General features: G+C 61.6%; 13 protein-coding genes and 4 pseudogenes. 12 read left to right on the top strand and 5 right to left on the bottom strand.

What is annotated here, in order from left to right:
- Positions 1–2: 2 nt before the first annotated feature.
- Both uca and atzF read left to right on the top strand, forming a co-directional pair.
- Positions 3–3,542, top strand: a complete 3,540-nt coding sequence (gene uca, locus GGI60_RS14005) for an urea carboxylase (RefSeq protein WP_183916656.1) — start codon at positions 3–5, stop codon at positions 3,540–3,542.
- Entirely contained in the window at positions 3,542–5,353 is a 1,812-nt protein-coding gene (gene atzF / locus GGI60_RS14000; protein WP_183916654.1) for an allophanate hydrolase, read from the top strand. The genes uca and atzF overlap by 1 nt, the downstream gene beginning before the upstream one ends.
- Before the next feature lie 164 nt (positions 5,354–5,517).
- On the opposite strand, the gene GGI60_RS13995 is transcribed toward atzF, so the two are convergent.
- Positions 5,518–6,231, bottom strand: a complete 714-nt coding sequence (locus GGI60_RS13995; RefSeq protein WP_183916652.1) for a GntR family transcriptional regulator — start codon at positions 6,229–6,231, stop codon at positions 5,518–5,520.
- Between the two features lie 312 nt (positions 6,232–6,543).
- On the opposite strand from GGI60_RS13995, the gene GGI60_RS13990 reads away from it, so the two are divergent.
- From GGI60_RS13990 to GGI60_RS13955, 8 genes and pseudogenes are all read left to right on the top strand, one after another.
- Positions 6,544–7,671 carry a BMP family ABC transporter substrate-binding protein gene (locus GGI60_RS13990; protein ID WP_183916650.1) on the top strand — a complete coding sequence of 376 codons (1,128 nt, stop codon included), beginning with the start codon at positions 6,544–6,546 and terminating at the stop codon, positions 7,669–7,671.
- A 20-nt stretch (positions 7,672–7,691) separates the two neighbouring features.
- A complete protein-coding gene (locus GGI60_RS13985) occupies positions 7,692–8,819 on the top strand; it encodes an ABC transporter permease (RefSeq protein ID WP_183916648.1) in 1,128 nt (375 codons plus the stop codon).
- On the top strand, positions 8,819–9,745 hold the full coding sequence (locus tag GGI60_RS13980; protein WP_183916646.1) for an ABC transporter permease: 927 nt from the start codon (positions 8,819–8,821) through the stop codon (positions 9,743–9,745). Before GGI60_RS13985 ends, GGI60_RS13980 begins: the two co-directional genes overlap by 1 nt.
- A gap of 104 nt (positions 9,746–9,849) precedes the next feature.
- Entirely contained in the window at positions 9,850–10,551 is a 702-nt protein-coding gene (locus tag GGI60_RS13975) for a cysteine hydrolase family protein (RefSeq protein ID WP_183916644.1), read from the top strand.
- Positions 10,548–12,098 (top strand): ABC transporter ATP-binding protein, encoded by a 1,551-nt coding sequence (locus GGI60_RS13970; RefSeq protein ID WP_183916642.1) that lies wholly within the window; start codon positions 10,548–10,550, stop codon positions 12,096–12,098. The genes GGI60_RS13975 and GGI60_RS13970 overlap by 4 nt, the downstream gene beginning before the upstream one ends.
- Positions 12,098–12,766, top strand: a complete 669-nt coding sequence (locus GGI60_RS13965; RefSeq protein WP_183916640.1) for a cysteine hydrolase family protein — start codon at positions 12,098–12,100, stop codon at positions 12,764–12,766. Before GGI60_RS13970 ends, GGI60_RS13965 begins: the two co-directional genes overlap by 1 nt.
- A complete protein-coding gene (locus GGI60_RS13960) occupies positions 12,759–13,106 on the top strand; it encodes a cupin domain-containing protein (RefSeq protein ID WP_183916638.1) in 348 nt (115 codons plus the stop codon). Before GGI60_RS13965 ends, GGI60_RS13960 begins: the two co-directional genes overlap by 8 nt.
- 291 nt (positions 13,107–13,397) lie before the next feature.
- Positions 13,398–14,335: pseudogene (locus tag GGI60_RS13955) on the top strand (ISL3 family transposase); the annotation flags it as partial.
- 369 nt (positions 14,336–14,704) lie between these two features.
- Here GGI60_RS13955 and GGI60_RS13950 read toward each other — a convergent pair.
- Positions 14,705–15,069, bottom strand: a pseudogene (locus tag GGI60_RS13950) (helix-turn-helix domain-containing protein); the annotation flags it as partial.
- Here GGI60_RS13950 and GGI60_RS13945 point away from each other — a divergent pair.
- Positions 15,060–15,167: pseudogene (locus GGI60_RS13945) on the top strand (helix-turn-helix domain-containing protein); the annotation flags it as partial. The pseudogenes GGI60_RS13950 and GGI60_RS13945 sit on opposite strands and share 10 nt — an antisense overlap.
- A 55-nt stretch (positions 15,168–15,222) precedes the next feature.
- On the opposite strand, the pseudogene GGI60_RS13940 reads toward GGI60_RS13945, so the two are convergent.
- Positions 15,223–15,636 (bottom strand): annotated as a pseudogene (locus tag GGI60_RS13940) (AraC family transcriptional regulator); the annotation flags it as partial.
- A 171-nt stretch (positions 15,637–15,807) separates the two neighbouring features.
- On the opposite strand from GGI60_RS13940, the gene GGI60_RS13935 reads away from it, so the two are divergent.
- Complete coding sequence (locus GGI60_RS13935) at positions 15,808–16,566, top strand: SDR family NAD(P)-dependent oxidoreductase (protein WP_183916636.1); 759 nt, start codon at positions 15,808–15,810, stop codon at positions 16,564–16,566.
- Between the two features lie 224 nt (positions 16,567–16,790).
- On the opposite strand, the gene GGI60_RS13930 is transcribed toward GGI60_RS13935, so the two are convergent.
- Complete coding sequence (locus GGI60_RS13930) at positions 16,791–17,195, bottom strand: hypothetical protein (RefSeq protein WP_183916634.1); 405 nt, start codon at positions 17,193–17,195, stop codon at positions 16,791–16,793.
- 53 nt (positions 17,196–17,248) lie between these two features.
- The gene (locus GGI60_RS13925) at positions 17,249–17,707 is read right to left on the bottom strand and encodes a cupin domain-containing protein (protein ID WP_183916633.1); all 459 of its coding nucleotides are present in this window, start codon (positions 17,705–17,707) and stop codon (positions 17,249–17,251) included.
- Positions 17,708–17,736: the final 29 nt, after the last annotated feature.

Raw genomic sequence — 17,736 nt, 5'->3', positions numbered from 1 at the left:
TCATGTTCAGAAAAGTTCTGATCGCCAACCGCGGTGAGATCGCCGTGCGGGTCATCAACACCCTACGAGGTATGGGCATTGCCTCGGTCGCCGTCTATTCCGATGCCGACCGCTTCGCCAAAGCGGTGATGATGGCCGACGAAGCCGTTCGTCTCGGCCCGTCGCCAGCCAGCGAAAGTTACCTGAATGTCGATGCCGTCATCGCCGCCTGCAGGACAACGGGAGCGGATGCGGTCCATCCCGGCTATGGCTTCCTTTCTGAAAATATCGGTTTTGCCGAGCGGCTTGCAGCAGAAGGCATCGCCTTCATCGGCCCGCGACCAGAGCATCTATCGGCCTTCGGTTTGAAGCACACGGCTCGGGAACTCGCCAAGGCGAGCGGCGTACCGCTTCTGCCAGGGACGGGCCTGCTGTCGAGCGCCGATGAAGCGCTTTCCGCAGCTGAAGCGATCGGCTACCCGGTGATGCTGAAAAGTACGGCCGGCGGCGGCGGCATCGGCATGCAGCTCTGCACTGATCAGGAAAGCCTGAAGGCTTCGTTCGAGAGCGTGCAGCGTACGGCGCGCGCAAGCTTCGGCGACGCACGCGTCTACATAGAGCGTTTCGTCGCGGATGCCCGGCATGTCGAGGTGCAGATCTTCGGCGACGGCAGAGGCAATGTCATTGCGCTCGGCGAGCGGGACTGCTCGCTGCAGCGGCGAAACCAGAAGGTGGTCGAGGAGACCCCTGCCCCTGGCCTTGCAGCCGCAACCCGTGGCCGGCTGCACAAGGCAGCCGTCGATCTCGGCGCGTCGGTTTCCTATGAATCGGCAGGCACGGTCGAATTCATCTACGATCCTCTGCGCGAGGAATTCTATTTCCTTGAGGTCAACACTCGCCTTCAGGTCGAGCATCCAGTCACCGAAGCCGTGTTCGGCATCGACCTCGTCGAATGGATGATCCGCCAGGCCGCGGGTGAAGACGTGCTCTCGGGCGCAACAGCCCTCGAGCCGAAAGGTGCTGCCATTGAAGCGCGCGTCTATGCAGAGATGCCGCATGCCGACTTCCGCCCGAGCGCCGGCCTGTTGACGGAGGTTGTCTTTCCTCAGAATGCGCGCATCGACGGATGGATCGAAACCGGCACGGAAGTAACGCCCTTCTACGATCCGATGCTCGCCAAGGTGATCGTCTCGGCCGAAGATCGCCCGGCGGCGATCGAAAAGCTGCGGAAGGCCCTTGCTGAAACATCGATAACCGGCATCGAGACCAATCTCGATTATCTCAGCGCCATTGCCGGCTCCGAGCTCCTCGCCAGCGGCAAGGTGGCGACGACGGCGCTGCGCGACTTTTCCTTCGTGCCTGATGTCATCGAGGTGATCGCGCCTGGCGCCCAGTCAAGCATTCAGGAATTGCCGGGTCGGCTTGGCCTCTGGCATGTCGGCGTACCGCCGAGCGGCCCGATGGATGAGCGCTCCTTTCGTCATGCCAACCGCCTTGTCGGCAATGATGATATGGTCGCCGCGCTGGAGCTGACGGTGTCCGGCCCGGTCCTGAAATTTCATGCCGATGCGCTGGTTGCTCTTGCCGGCGCAAGGATGCCGATGAGCATTGATGGAAAGACACTGCCGCATGGCGAGGCGGTGATGATCAGGGCCGGCCAGATCCTCTCTGTCGGCAGCATCGACGGCCCGGGACAGCGGGCCTATCTCGCAGTCGCCGGCGGCTTTGCCGCCCCGCTTGTCCTCGGCTCCCGCGCCACTTTCGGCCTCGGTCAATTCGGCGGCAACGCCACCGGCACCCTGAAGACCGGCCACGTTCTGCATCTTGCCCGCAAGGTCGCGACCGAGCCGCCGGTGCCGGCAACGGACCCCGCGGAGCTGACGCGCGAATGGGATGTCGGCGTCGTCTACGGTCCGCATGGGTCGCCCGATTTCTTTCAGGACAGCGATATAGAGACGCTGTTCTCGGCCAGCTACGAGGTGCACTTCAACAGCGCCCGTACCGGGGTGCGCCTCGTAGGCCCCGCACCGAAATGGGCGCGCAGCGATGGCGGCGAGGCTGGCCTTCATCCCTCAAACCTGCATGATAACGCTTACGCGATCGGCGCGATCGACTTCACGGGCGACATGCCGATCATCCTTGGTCCCGACGGGCCGAGCCTTGGCGGCTTCGTCTGCCCGGCGGTGATTGCCCGTGACGAGCAATGGAAGATGGGTCAGTTCAAGCCTGGCGACCGTATCCGCTTTCATCCCGCCGCCCGGCCTAAAGATCCGATCGCCGGCCCGGTTGTGCATCGCGCGAAGGAAGCGTTGGGCTCGCCGATCATTGGCAAGCGCGACGACGGCCCGGTTTCCGTCGTCTATCGTCGCCAAGGCGACGACAATCTGCTCGTCGAGTACGGACCGATGACGCTCGACATCGGCCTACGGCTGAGAGTGCACCTGCTGATGCAGGCCGTGTCGCGGGCGCGTCTGCCTGGCATCATCGACCTTACGCCCGGCATCCGCTCGCTGCAGATCCACTATGACGGTACGGCACTCACCCGCAAGCGCCTGCTCGGCCTTCTGGCAGAGATCGAGGCGGGGCTGCCGGCGGCGCAAGACGTCAAGGTCCCGAGCCGTATTGTCCATCTGCCGCTTTCCTGGAATGATCCGGATACCGAGCTCGCCATGCGCAAATACCAGGAACTCGTGCGGCCGAACGCGCCCTGGTGCCCTGATAACATCGAGTTCATCCGCCGCATCAACGGCCTGCCGGATGAACAGGCGGTGCGCGATATCGTGTTCGATGCCAGCTATCTCGTCCTTGGCCTCGGTGACGTCTATCTCGGCGCACCCGTTGCGACACCGGTCGATCCGCGCCATCGGCTGGTGACGACAAAATACAATCCGGCCCGCACCTGGACGCCGGAAAATGCCGTCGGTATCGGCGGGGCCTATATGTGCATCTACGGCATGGAAGGTCCTGGCGGTTACCAGCTTTTCGGCCGTACCATCCAGGTCTGGAACACCTGGCGGCAGACGCCGGTGTTTGCCAAGGGCAAGCCTTGGCTGCTCGACTTCTTCGATCAGATCCGCTTCTTCCCCGTCAGCCACGAAGAGCTGACCGAAGCCCGCGCCGCGTTCCCGCACGGAGGCTATCCGGTCAGGATAGACGAAAGCGAGTTCTCCTATGCCGCCTATGGCACGGGGCTTGCCCGCGAGGCAGCCGCCATAGGCGCCTTCAAATCGAAGCAGCAGGCTGCCTTCGAAACAGAGCGGCGACGCTGGAAGGAACTCGGTCTCGATAGCTTTACCGTTGATGAAGACGCCGGTACCGGACTTTCCGGCGACATCCCGCAAGGGTGCTTCGGCGTCGAAAGCGCCGTGCCGGGCAACGTCTGGAAAATCCTGGTCGAAGAGGGGCAGCCGGTGGCCGCCGGCGACACATTGGCGATCATCGAATCCATGAAGATGGAAATAAACGTCACCGCTCATGCCGGAGGACGCGTTCGCGATCTGCGCGCCGGTCCCGGGCGTAATGTCAAAGCCGGCGACGTGCTGGTCATTCTGGAGGAAATCTGATGCTCCCAACCATTCTCGATCTTGTCACGCTGCGGTCCGCCTATGCGAATGGACTTTCCCCGCTCGAGTTGATCGAGGAGATCATCACGAGACGCAGCTCGTCCAACGATCCGGCCATCTTCATCACGATGACGCCCGAGGAGGAATTGCGCGCCGCCGCCCGCGAGCTGGTCGCCCGCGCGCCTGAACCGAACAGCCTGCCGCTCTGGGGCATTCCCTTTGCCGTCAAGGACAATATTGACGTCGCCGGCCTGCCGACAACGGCCGCCTGCCCGGCTTTCGCCTATCACCCGCAGGCGGATGCCACGACCGTCGCGCGATTAAGGGCTGCCGGCGCCATCGTGATCGGCAAGACCAATCTCGACCAGTTCGCAACGGGGCTGAACGGCACGCGCTCGCCGCATGGCGCTCCGCGTTCGGTGTTTGACCGCAACTATGTCTCCGGCGGCTCGAGCTCGGGCTCGGCCGTCGCGGTGGCGGCCGGTCTGGCAAGCTTCTCGCTCGGCACGGACACGGCCGGTTCAGGCCGCGTGCCGGCCGCTTTCAACAATCTCGTCGGCGTCAAGCCGACGCCGGGGCTGGTACCCAATGTCGGCGTGGTGCCTGCATGCCGCAGCGTCGACGTCGTCACCGTCTTCGCCACGACGGTCGGCGACGGCGTTGCCATTCGCCGCATCATGGAAGGCTACGACGCCCGCGATCCGTTTTCACGGCAAGCTGTTCCAGCAAGCCTGCCGTCGACGCGCCCGCGTATCGGCGTACTCGACGGCGCGGAACGGGAATTTTACGGCAACAGGGATGTGGAAGCCCTCTATGACGCGGCTATCGAAAGGGCCCGCTCGCTGGGTGCGGTGATCGTGCCTTTCGACTACGCGCCATTCCGGCAAGCGGCCGAGCTGCTCTACAATGGTCCCTGGGTCGCCGAGCGGCTAGCGGCGGTCAAGCAATTCCTGGCAACGAATGGCGGCGACTTCGACCCGACGGTGCGGGCCATCATCGAGGGCGCAAAGGCCTATGATGCCGTCGACGCCTTCGAGGGCCGCTACAAACTGGAAGCATTGAGGCAGAAAACAAGAGCCGAGTGGGCGAAAGTGGATTTCCTGATGCTGCCGACGTCCCCCACCACCTATAGCGTCGACGAAATGCAGGCGGACCCGATCGTCAAGAACAGCCATTTCGGCCGCTATACCAATTTCGCCAATCTGCTCGATTGCGCGGCGATCGCCATTCCCGCCGGTTTTGATGCAGACGGTCATCTGCCCGCAGGCGTGATGCTGGTAGGACCCGCCTTCACCGACGATGCGCTGGCGCCCTTTGCCGACGCTCTGCATCGCGCCGCGGAGGCCGGAATGGGCAAGGACCGCAACGTCGCGCTGCCGGAGGCAAGTCGCGTTTTACCCGCCGCCGACGACTTCGTCCCGATCGTCGTCGTCGGTGCCCATCTGACGGATATGCCGCTAAACCACGAACTGACGCGAACGGGCGGATACAGGTTGAGAACAGGACGAACGGATGGCAGCTACCGCCTCTTCGCCCTCAACGGCACGATCCCGCCCAAGCCGGGGCTGGTACGAGATCCGGGCTTTGCCGGCGATGGTGTGGAGATCGAGGTCTGGGCGCTGCCACCGGCCGCATTTGCCCGTTTTGTGCAAAGCATTCCGGCGCCGCTTGGCGTCGGCAAGATCACCCTCGACGACGCAAGTAGCATCACCGGTTTCTTATGCGAAGCGCATGCAGTCGCAGATGGCCGAGAGATCACCGAGTTCGGCGGCTGGCGCAACTATGTTCGTCAATCGGCCCAAATGGCGTGACGGGAGATAGCATGCGAAAACTTCTCTGGAAGTCAACGCAGCTCCTTCTAAGAGGCCTTATTGCCAGGAGCTGCGCAATTTGGGCGGCGAAGCAAGATCAGTGCCGGCGAATGGATTAATCGTCCGGAGCGGCCGCCGAAGTCGACCTCAGGCGCCGTGTGACTTTACCCGCGCTGTGCGCGCTCGGCAGCGGTCGCAAAGACGGCGCTTGCATCGCTGACGATTTCCACATGCGAATAGGCTGCCCGCGCGGCCGCCGGCCCATCTGCTCGCATGATCGCCGTCACGATTACGTCATGCTCGTCATAGGATTTCGCCAACCGGCCCGGCAACCGGAACTGCGCACGACGGAAAGGCGCAAGTCTGGCCCGGCTCTGCGTTACAAGTTCATAGATGTGCTCGTTGTGCGCGCCGCGATAGAGGCGGTTGTGAAATTCGGTATTATAGGCAGCATATTCCTCGTCTGCGCCCTGACGCACGAGCCCGGCCGAGGCACGATGCTCGACTTCCAACAGGCGTCGTTCCTCGATCGTCATCCGCTGCGCGGCAAGCCGTGCGCAAATTCCCTCCAGCTCCGCCATCGCCTCGAACATCGAATGCAGATAGGTCTCCGTCACATTGGTGACGACCGCGCTGCGGTTCGGCTCGCGCTCAACAAGCCCCATTGCTCCAAGTTCCCGGAGCGCCTCGCGCACCGGGGTGCGGGACACTTCGAAACGGGCTGCCAGCGAAATTTCGTCAAGCTTGTCGCCCGGTAGCATCTGCCCGGTCACGATCATATCGGCAATGGCCCGCACCATCTGCTCGACGGTCGTCCCTGCCCGGATAATCTCTCGGCGGCGGATCTGCTTCGATGGGTCTGTGTAGTCCTGGGCCATGCTGGATACACATGCATTGTCGGGAAAACAAAGTCAAACGCGGTATGAACGGCTTGTTTTCTTTTAGCTAATTACTAAGCCCCACAGCAAGAAGACAGAATCGATGGCTCCGCAACGCCCGAGTTGGATGCTTTTAGAGGCGTTGCACAAATTTTATACTGAAAGGCCTTCGAATTGCATGCACTTATCTCATTTGCTGGGCGATCGTTGAGTTAAGTCCTGTTATTTCAATGCTTTAATTTCTGGCACACGCATTGCATACACTTTTCTGTAACCAATGAACAGGCGGAACCGCCGAAGGGGAGCATTCCGATGACCAAATTCCTTTCCATGAACCGCCGCAGTTTTCTTCAGGCATCTGCGGCCGCCGGCATCGCCGGCGCAGTACCCGGCCTGCTCTCCTCGCGCGCTCTTGCCGAGAGCGCTCTCACGGTCGGCTTCATCTACGTCGGCCCGAAGGATGATTATGGCTACAACCAGGCGCACGCCGAGGGTGCGGCCGTTGTCAGGGCGCTGCCTGGCATCACCGTCGTCGAAGAAGAAAACGTACCCGAGACGGTCGACGTACAGAAGACGATGGAATCGATGATCAACCTCGATGGCGCGACGCTGCTCTTCCCAACCTCCTTTGGCTATTTCGATCCGCACATGCTTGCGATGGCTGCCAAATATCCCGACACGCAGTTTCGCCATTGCGGCGGCCTTTGGCAGGCGGGCAAACATCCGGCCAATACAGGCTCCTATTTCGGTTATATTTTTCAGGGTCAGTACCTGAATGGCATCGCAGCCGGCCATGCGACTAAAAGTAAGAAGATCGGCTTTGTCGCGGCGAAACCGATCCCGCAGGTGCTGCAGAATATCAACGCTTTCCTCCTCGGCGCCCGCACCGCTGACCCGACCATCACCTGCCAGGTCATCTTCACCGGTGAATGGTCGCTCGCCGTCAAAGAGGCCGAGGCCACCAATGCGCTTATCGACCAGGGTGCGGATGTCATCACATGCCATGTCGACAGCCCGAAGGTGGTGGTCGAGACGGCCGCCGGCCGCGGCGCCTTCGTCTGCGGCTATCATGCCAACCAAAGCCCGCTTGCACCCGAGAAGTACCTGACAGGCGCCGAATGGGCGTGGGGCAATGTCTACAGTGATTTCGTAAAGAAGGCTCAGGCCGGGGAAAAGCTCGGCAATTTCGTGCGCGGCGGCCTTAAGGACGGCTTCGTGAAGATGAGCGCCCTCGGCCCCGGCGTCTCCGAGGCTGGGCGCAAGGCCTTCGAAGTCACCCGTGCCGAAATGATGAAAGGCGGCTTCTCGGTCTTCAAAGGCCCGCTCAAGGACAACAAGGGCAACATGGCCGTGACCGCCGACAAGAGCTACGCCGAAGATGCGATCGAACTCGAAAGCATGAACTACCTGGTCGAGGGGGTCGTCGGGTCCACCGCGTAAACTGCGAAGGGAGAAGCGCCATGACCGTCCCGGCCAATGATCCCGCAATACCCATCGCGAATAACTCGGCTTCGCTGCGCCCCATTTTTGAATGGCTTGCGCGGAAAGCCGAACCCCTTGTCATATGCCTTGCCGCCATCCTGATTGGTCTTGCGCTCTTCTCCCTATTCATCCTGGCGATCGGCAAGTCGCCGGCGACGCTCTTTCAACTCATGTATACCGGCGGCTTCGGCAGCTGGTTTTCCGTACAGAACAGCTTAAGCCGTGCCGCACCCCTTCTCCTGACGGCACTCTGCGTCGCCCTGCCCGCCCGTCTCGGCCTCGTCATTATCGGCGGGGAAGGAGCGGTCGTGCTGGGCGGCGTTGCCGCAGCGGCCATGGCCATGCCTCTGGCGGGTTCGGCACCCGTCTTCCTGACCCTCATCCTCATGGGAATTGCCGCGATGGTGGTTGGCGGGATCTGGATCGGCCTTGCCGGTTTTCTACGCCATTACCGCGGTGTCAACGAGACCATCTCGTCTCTGCTGCTCTCCTATATCGCCATCGCCTTGATGAACCAATTCGTCGAAGGACCGCTGCGCGATCCTGCAAGCCTCAACAAGCCTTCGACCAAACCGCTGCCAGCTGACTACATGCTCGGCAACATCCCTGGCATGGATGTGCATTGGGGCCTTGTCATTGGTATTCTCGCCTGCATTCTCTCCTGGATCCTGATTGAAGTGACGAGCTATGGCTTTGCGGCCCGCATTGCCGGCGGCAATGTGCGCGCAGCCCAGATCCAAGGGCTGCCTGTGGGCAAGCTGATTGCCGGCTTCACCGCGATCGCCGGCAGCTTCGCCGGGCTTGCCGGCATGATTGAGGTCGCCGCCGTGCAGGGCAGCGCCAATGCCTCGCTTGCCGCGGGCTATGGCTATACCGGCATCCTCGTCGCCTTCCTCGCCAGGCACAATCCGCTGGCGATTGTCCCCGTCGCGATCCTGCTCGGCGGCATCGACGCTTCGGGCGGTCTGATCCAGCGCCGCATGGGCCTGCCGGACGCGACCGTGCTGGTGCTGCAAGGCATGCTCTTCCTCGTCATCCTGTTTTGCGAGACCTTCTACGGCCGCTTCAAGATCTTCAATCCCGACCTCTGGAAAAGGAGCCTCTGATGGAAGAGACCGGCATTGGCGCCTGGGGCGTGCCCCTCGCCATTCTTGCAGGCGCTATCCGGGTGTCCACCCCTTTCATCTTTGTCAGTCTGGGGGAGACGGTCACTGAGCGCTCCGGCCGTATCAATCTCGGTCTCGAAGGCACGCTCGTCTTCGGCGCAATGACGGCCTATGCCGTCGCCGTCATGACCAATTCTCCTTGGCTCGGCGTAATCGCGGCCATGGCGACCGGTGCGGTCTTTGGCCTAGCCCATGGCTGGATCTGCAAATGGCCGAGGGTCAACGATATCGCGATCGGAATCGCCATGATGCAGTTCGGCCTGGGTCTCGCCTTCTTCCTCGGCAAGCCCTTCATCCAGCCGGCAGCGCCGCACCTGCCGGCAATTCCGCTGGGCTTCTGGTCCAGTCTGCCGCAGATCCAGGCGGCGCTGAACATCAACGTGCTGTTCCTCCTCGGAGCCGCCCTCGCCTTCGTTCTCCGGTGGGCCCTCGGGAATACCCGCCTTGGTCTCGTGCTACGCGTCGTCGGCGACAGTACGGATGCTGCCCGGGCCATGGGCATCAGTCCGGATCGCGTGCGACTGCTCGCCACTGCCGCCGGCGGTTCGCTGGCGGCGATCGGCGGCGCCTATCTCTCGCTCTATTACCCCGGCTCATGGAACGAAGGCATTTCCTCCGGTCAGGGCCTCATGGCCGTCGCACTTGTGATCTTCGCCCGATGGAATCCGATCGGCTGCTTTCTTGCCGCCCTGCTCTTCGGCGGCGCCGGCGCGCTCGGACCGGCGCTGCAATCGGCCGGCGTGAGCGAGGGCTACTACCTCTTCTATGCCGCGCCCTACGTGCTCACCCTCGTCATCATGATCGCGACCTCCTCGCCCACCCGCTCGCTTTCGGGTGCGCCGGGCGCGCTGTCTCTGACGAAATGAGGAAGGAGCAGCGCATGTCCGGCGTCGGCATGTCGAACGGATCGCAACGGCCGCATCACCACAGGGAAACATTCAAACGCGCAGGCGAATAGGAGAAGAAGACGATGGATGCCATGGTCGAAACCAAAGGACAATATATCGACGCCGATCCCTATGCCTGGCCCTACAATGGCGACCTGAGACCGGAAAACACCGCCCTCATCATCATCGACATGCAGACGGATTTCTGCGGCAAGGGCGGCTATGTCGACCACATGGGTTATGACTTGTCGCTCGTCCAGGCACCGATCGAGCCGATCAGGCGCGTGCTGGCGGCCATGCGAGCCAAGGGCTACCATATCATCCACACGCGCGAAGGCCATCGGCCCGACCTAGCCGACCTGCCGGCCAATAAACGCTGGCGCTCGCAGCGGATCGGCGCAGGCATCGGCGATCCAGGCCCTTGCGGGCGTATCCTGACCCGCGGCGAACCCGGATGGGACATCATCCCCGAACTCTATCCGATCGAAGGCGAGACAATCATCGACAAGCCCGGCAAGGGCTCCTTCTGCGCCACCGACCTTGAGCTGATCCTCAACCAGAAGCGGATCGCAAACATCATCCTGACCGGCATCACCACCGATGTCTGTGTCTCCACCACGATGCGCGAGGCCAACGACCGCGGTTTCGAATGCCTGCTGTTGGAAGATTGCTGCGGCGCGACCGACTACGGCAATCATCTCGCCGCCATCAAAATGGTGAAGATGCAGGGCGGCGTCTTCGGTTCCGTCTCCAATTCGCAAACGCTTGTGAGCCAGCTGCCGTGAGCACGGTCCGCGACACGCCTCTCCCACAGGCCGGCAGGGCCGTCGGCATCGATACGCTCGACATGACGATGCGCTTCGGGGGTTTCACGGCGCTCGACGATGTCTCGATAAAGGTGCCAGCCGGCAGCTTCCATGCATTGCTCGGCGAAAACGGCGCCGGCAAATCGACGCTCGTCAAATGCATTATGGGCTTTTACCGCGCCACCTCGGGAGCGCTTTCCATCGACGGCCGCGAAGTGGCTATCGCCTCACCCAAGGACGCCGCCATCTACGGCCTCGGCATGGTCTATCAGCATTTCACGCTCGTCCCGTCGCTGTCGGGCGCCGAAAACCTCGTCATCAGCCGCGCCGAAGTGCCCGCCATCATCAACTGGGCCAAGGAACGAAAGGACCTTGCTGCCTTCATGGAGCATATGCCCTTCAGGATCCGCCTCGACCGCCCCGTGAGCGAGCTAGCCGCCGGCGAGAGGCAGAAGCTGGAGATCGTCAAGCAGCTCTATCTCGGCCGCTCCTTTCTCGTCCTCGACGAACCGACCTCGGTTCTGACGCCCGCCGAAGCGGATGAGATGCTTGGCCTGATCAGGGGAATGACGGAGCGTGGCGAACTGACCGTGCTGATGATTTCGCACAAGTTCCACGAGGTGACGAAGTTCGCCGATGCCGTCTCGATCCTGCGGCGCGGCAGGCTGGTCGGCACCGGCAAGGTCGGCGAGCTCTCGACATCGGATATGGCCGCGATGATGATCGGCGACGTGAAGCTTGCCGAACTCGACAGTCGCGTTCCCGTCGCCGGAAACGCCAGGCCTGTCCTTGCGGTGGAGCAGGTCAAGGGGCCGGACCGCTCCGGCCTCAAGACCATCGCGATCGACAATCTCATGGTCCGCTCCGGCGAGATCGTTGGCATTGCCGGGATTTCAGGCAACGGTCAAAAAGAGCTGACGGAGATCCTTGCCGGCCAGCGGCCGACTGACAGCGGTCGCGTGAGGGTCAATGGCGAAATTTACGGCGCGACGCGTCTGGAGACCCGCAGAAACAATGTCCGCTTCATCCCCGAGGAGCCGCTGCAGAACGCCTGCGCCCCGCGCATGACAGTCAGCGAAAATCTCGCCTTTCGGACTTTCGACCTTAAGCCGGACGGCAAGGATGCCGTCTGGCTGAACAAGCGCAAGATGAAAAAGCGAGCGGCGGCACTGATCTCGGACTTCAAGGTGAAGACCGCCTCCTCGGCCACGCCGATCGCAGCACTTTCAGGCGGCAATGTGCAGCGCGCCGTGCTCGCCCGCGAACTGACCGGCAAGGTGGACCTGCTGATCGTTTCAAATCCCTGTTTCGGCCTCGACTTCTCGGCTGTCGCCGAAATTCGGGCCCGCATCATGAAGGCTCGTAATTCCGGCGCGGCCGTCCTGCTGCTGTCCGAAGACCTCGACGAGTTGCTGGAGATGTCCGATCGCATCATCGTCATTTCCGAAGGCCGGCTGGTTTATGAGACACCGGCGCGTGTGGCCGATATCACCGTGATCGGCGCCCACATGGCGGGGCATCATTGATGGCGGAGATCAAGGCAGAACCCTTCGCTTTTCCGGTGAGGCACGATCAGCTCGCCCTTATCGTCATCGATATGCAGCGCGATTTCGCCGAGCCTGGTGGCTTCGGCGCAAGCCTCGGCAATGACGTGAGCCGCATCACCAGGATCGTACCGGATGTCCGACGCCTTATCCAAGCCTTCCGCGATGCCGGCCTACCGGTCATCCATACGATGGAATGCCATCAGCCCGACCTTTCGGATCTGCCGCCCGCGAAACGCGACCGCGGCAATCCGGTGCTGAGGATCGGCGACGAGGGCCCTATGGGCCGCATCCTCATATCGGGCGAAAAGGGAACGGCGATCCTGCCGGAGCTTGCCCCGATCGAGGGCGAAGTGGTCATAGAAAAACCGGGCAAGGGCGCCTTCTATGCCACCCGGCTGGGAGAAATACTGCAGCAGAAGGGCGTCAAGCAGCTGGTGTTTGCCGGTGTGACGACGGAGGTCTGCGTCCAGACGACCATGCGCGAGGCAAACGACCGCGGCTACGAATGCCTGCTCGCCGAGGAGGCGACGGAAAGCTATTTCCCTCAATTCAAGGCAGCGACTATCGCCATGATCCGTGCCCAAGGGGCGATCGTCGGGTGGACCGCCCACGTCGACGACATACTGGAAAGCATCGCCGATGCCTGAGACCACCCGCGAACTGCTCACCCTGGGCGGCTGGAAGGAACTGGAATTCGGCCCCTTTCGTGAAAACGTGACCATCCATTGGATCCGCCCGTTCGAAGCGGACCAGCCGGGCGTGGCGCTCCTGAGGTATGAGGCCGGCGCCAGCGTTCCGCGCCATCGGCATCAAGGGTTGGAAACGATTTTGGTTCTGGATGGCGTACAATCGGACGAGGCTGGCGACTACGGCCGTGGCAGCTACATCGTCAATGCGCCTGGAACCGAACATTCGGTCTGGAGCGATATCGGCTGCGTCGTACTCATCCAATGGGACCGGCCGGTGAAAATACTTGACGATGACTAACCATAGGGTAGCACCATCGGCTGGTGTCGCAACGATTGGTACCAGCAAGGTGTTACTCGATGATTTCCGCGGCTTTAATGTTCATTCGATAGGCTTGCCGGTGCCATTCTGTGTTTCGGCGTGCAAATTTGACCCCCTTGGCGGGCAATCGGCATCCAATTTTGGGTCTGACTCATTCTCGATGATGTTTTGGATTCTACTGGCCTGGTTTCTGAAGGAGGATCAGCGCCATGCGAACCCGTTTTCGGCTTTCCGATCTGATCCCTGCCGAGTTGAACGTGGAGGCAGTGCTTCGGTGATGACATAGTCCGACCCATGGCCCGCCGGACAGCACGCCTGGACACCTTGGTTCACCATCTCGCTTTGGCATTGGGTGGTCGCCCGGCAGCACGGTTCGCAGATCGTCTCGGGTTTCCGGTTAGCAATGACACGCTGCTTCGAACCCTTCGCCGATATGATCGCCCACCGCCACCGCCGCCGAGCGTTATCGGCATCGATGACTGGGCGTGGCGTCGCAATGATCGATATGGCACGATCATCTGCGACCTTGAGCGGCGAAAGACGATCGCCTTGCTGCCCGACCGAGAACCGGCGACTGCCAAGGCCTGGCTGGTCCAGCAGCTCCAGATCGAGATCGTCGCACGAGACCGCGGTGGCGGATATGCGCAAGCCGCCACGCAGGCCCTGCCACATGCCGGTCAAATTGCCGACCGCTGGCATCTGATGGAGAACGCTAGCCACGCCTTTCTCGACGCTGTGCGCAAGTCGATGCGGCAGGTCCGCATGGCAGTTGGCACAGCAACCTTAAACCCTAAGCTTCTGACTGCCGCCGAGCGTCTGCAATACGAGGGGTATCTGCGACGTGAAGAGGCAAACGCTGTCATTCGTGGGCTCGTCGGCGAAGGTGTGCCCATCATTTGACCAAGGCTCAAACGATGACGGTTGCTGCGATCGAGGAGCGACTACCAGACCTTGTCGGGGCCAGAGATGTCGTGAAGAGCTTTCACGAGATGCTGCGGCGCAAGTCTAAAGATGATCTGGACGCGTGGATCGACCGCGCCGCGACAAGCTTGGTCGCGTCATTCGCCAACGGAGTTATCCGCGACAGAGCAGCGGTTCAGAATGCAATAACTTCAATCTGGTCGAACGGCCAGACAGAGGGCCAGATCACCAAGCTGAAACTCATCAAGCGCCAGATGTACGGGCGCGGGAAACTCGATTTGCTTTGAGGCACGTATCGGGGGAGCACCCTGATGTCATCGACATTGCTTCAGACCCAAAATTGGACGCCGATAATGGGTGAATTTTTGGGTGCCGATTGACATCCTGGCAATTCAAATCCTTCACCAAGTTCGATGCCAAGATGCGATAAAACAGAGGCCGGTCGCTGTTGGCGACCGGTCTAAGAAAATACTCTCTTCGAACGTGAAGGCGAGCCGCCAAGTCGGCTAAGGCATCGGCATCAGGGGCGCTGGTCCCGTCCTGTGTGGCACGTGAATTTAGTGAGCACCGCCACATTTCCATTTCACGGAATGAAGACGCGGTCGATCGTTGTCGGATGGTACAGTAGCTGACCAACGTCGGCTCAAGGATTTGCTTCAAACGATTCCCCATGCCCGAAACCTCCCCCTGCCCGTCATCTCCCTGAGGCCAAGCTCCAAAACAATCCGCCGCGCCGCCTGCGGCGTGACCTCGAGCGTGTTCGCCACTATTTTTGCCGACACCAGCGGTTTCCCGATCACCAGCTCGACGAGCTCCGGAAGTATAGACGAGGTTCGGCGTCCATCCAGTTTTCGGTCCATCATTGTTTTCGCCAACACCAGCCGGTCGTGCTCTTTCATGCCGAGCTCGGCGGCCGCAATCAGGCCCTGGGCGATCCCAGCAGTCGGGTCTCGCGATCGCGGGCGCGACGCCGATCCACGGGAATGGTTTTGAGGCCGAGGTTGATGGCGACCAGATGGGCAGCGCCAGGACGCGCCGCTCATTATTTTCCCGTCGAACGCACAGCTGTCGTTGCGGGCCCATGGCATGGCGGGGTCCACCCTTCGACGGCATCTTGCGGCGCGAGAACTGCGATGTCGGCGGGCTTGTCCAGCAGCGAAAGCAGCCGAAGCAGCGCATCACGAAGCTCGACCGTCATCGGATTGATCGACAGCCCGATCTGCTCGCCGTCGCTCTCCCGCTTGGGCGGCATGGCAGCGGCCAGCTCTGCCAGCAAGGCGGGATCGAGTGTCAATGAGACGGCAACATAGGGGCGATGCTGGCCGGCGTCCAACACCTGGCCCATCAGCGGCAGATCGAGGGCGCTGATCAGATATTGCGAGCTGTCGTAGCTCAGAATGCTGTCGTTGAAGGCGGCGCGTTTGGAACCCTGAAGAATGAAGCAGACCATCGACCGATAAAGGCAACGCGTCTCACCGGTCGGGCGATCGCCGACCAGCAGCTCGACGCGCGGAATCGGCGTGAGCAGCGTGTCAGGCTTGGCGTGGCGCAAGGCGATCTCAAGATGCTGTTCGAAGACTTCGGTCATTGCGGCACTATGTCAGTACCTTTGGCACCGGGCATGCCAGTTGAGACAATTGGGCAAATGTTGATCCGATCAGGCGCGTTTAGGTGAAGGCTTGTCGCTACCTTGCAGAGGCAGGCGGCGCTCATCGTGAGCGATTTGCCGCTCGCCATTATTCTCTCTGAAAGGCAGAACATGACTGACAGAATCGCTCTCATCACCGGCGCCCCCCGCGGTCTCGGTCGCGCCATGGCGCTTCACCTCGCCGACCGTGGCGTCGGCATCATCGGCACCTACCGCACCGGCGCGGCCGAAGCCGATACGTTGAGGCACGAAATCGAAGCGAAGGGTGGCAAGGCCGTCATGATCCCGCTCGACGTGACCGACACGCAGGGCTTTCCACTCTTTGTCGAAGCTGTGGCCACGGCGCTGGACGATACTTTCGGCCGTCAGCAGTTCGACTATCTCGTCAACAACGCCGGCATCGGCGTATTCGCCAATTTCGCGGAGACGACGGAAGAACAGTTCGACGCTCTGGTCGCGACACATCTGCGCGGTCCGATCTTCCTCACCCAAAAGCTCTTGCCGCTGATCGAGGACGGCGGCGGTATCCTCAATGTCTCCTCCGGTTTCGTCCGATTCACCCTGCCCGGCTATAGCGTCTACGCGGCAATGAAGGCGGCGACCGAGGTCCTGACGCGCTTCATGGCCGTCGAACTGGGTGAGCGCAGGATCCGGGTGAATGCCATCGCCCCCGGCGCGATCGCGACTGATTTTGGCGGCGGCGCGGTGCGCGATAACGAGGCGGTCAATGCCTTCGTCGCGCAGGGTATCGCACTCGGCCGCGTCGGTCTGCCGGACGATATCGGCAGCGCGGTTGCCGCAATCCTCTCCGACGACATGAGTTGGGCGAACGGCACCTGTTTCGATATCTCGGGTGGCCAGATGCTGTAACTGCTGCCATGGCTGCGCAAGGAAGGCGTGGAGCTTTCTTACGTGCCAAGGCATTTTGCCGGGCGAAAGGAGAGGGTCTCCACGCCGATCACGCAGCGTGGCAAACCAAGTCCGACGCCAGCACGCGGGGATAGGCGACATGCCGCCGAAGGCGAGGCCGTCGACCGTCTCCTCGCTGTCGGCGACATCTTGGAAGCAGGGATGGCCTCATTTCGCCCTTATGGCTAATGGCGGGCCGGTCGGTGATCCGGCGGGGATGCGGGGGTTGCTTCGCAGCGAAACACCACCACGGCAAAGAGCGCCATCGCTGCAATTGTGAGGATTGATCCGAGTGCTGCCATGAGTTCGCCGAACGGATAGCCGAGGAGTACGCCGGCGAGGCCGGGCGCGAGGATGAGCAACCCGGCGACGGTGAAGGCAAGGTGGGCGCGGGCAAGCGTGCCGCCTGCAGCATCAGGTCGTTGGGCGTAAAATAGCCCTGCGAGGAACATGCCGACCCAACCAATAAGGTTCACGTGGGCATGAACAGGCGCGAGAACGTGATCGTGGGATGCCGCCATGTAGACGCCGAGCGTCATGCCGACCAGCCCGCAACTCGCGCCGAGTCTGAGAAAAATACGCGAAAGCATTTGTTTCACCATTGAAAAAGAGGGGCAAGCGGGCTTCCGGTTGCTGCACTCAATTATATGTTCAGGATTTCGATGCCATGCCGCTGGCAGGCGGCCATCACAGTCTCGATCTCTTCGTTCGAGGGCGGGCCGGCGGGCGGAACCTCCGTGTGGCCGAGGTCGCGGAAAAATCGGCTCATGGAGTTTTCGACGATCGACAGCATCTGTGCAGGCAGGGTGCCGGTATTGACGTAATTGTGCGGCTGGTAGGAGCGTAGCGTGAGAACGTCGCCTGCATGTGCGACAATCTGGGTAGGCGGCGCCGCATCAAAGAGCGTGAAGGTGATTTCGCCGCTCACAACACGGAATATCTCTATCGATTGATGTTTATGCGGCGGCGTTCCGGAACCGGGAGGCACTGTCACCTCAAGGACGCTCAAGCCCATTTCGGGAACTTCGCCCATAAACTGCACCTTGTCGCGGATAACCCACAGGGCTTCCGCGCTTTCTTGCGTCTTGTATGCCATGCCCATGTCACTCTCCATTTGAATAGGTTTGTCTC

This window comes from Rhizobium lentis (genome assembly GCF_014200175.1).
Lineage (GTDB): Bacteria > Pseudomonadota > Alphaproteobacteria > Rhizobiales > Rhizobiaceae > Rhizobium > Rhizobium mulingense.
Note: the sequence above shows the minus strand (reverse complement) of the source record. Positions and strands in the feature narration are given on the sequence as shown.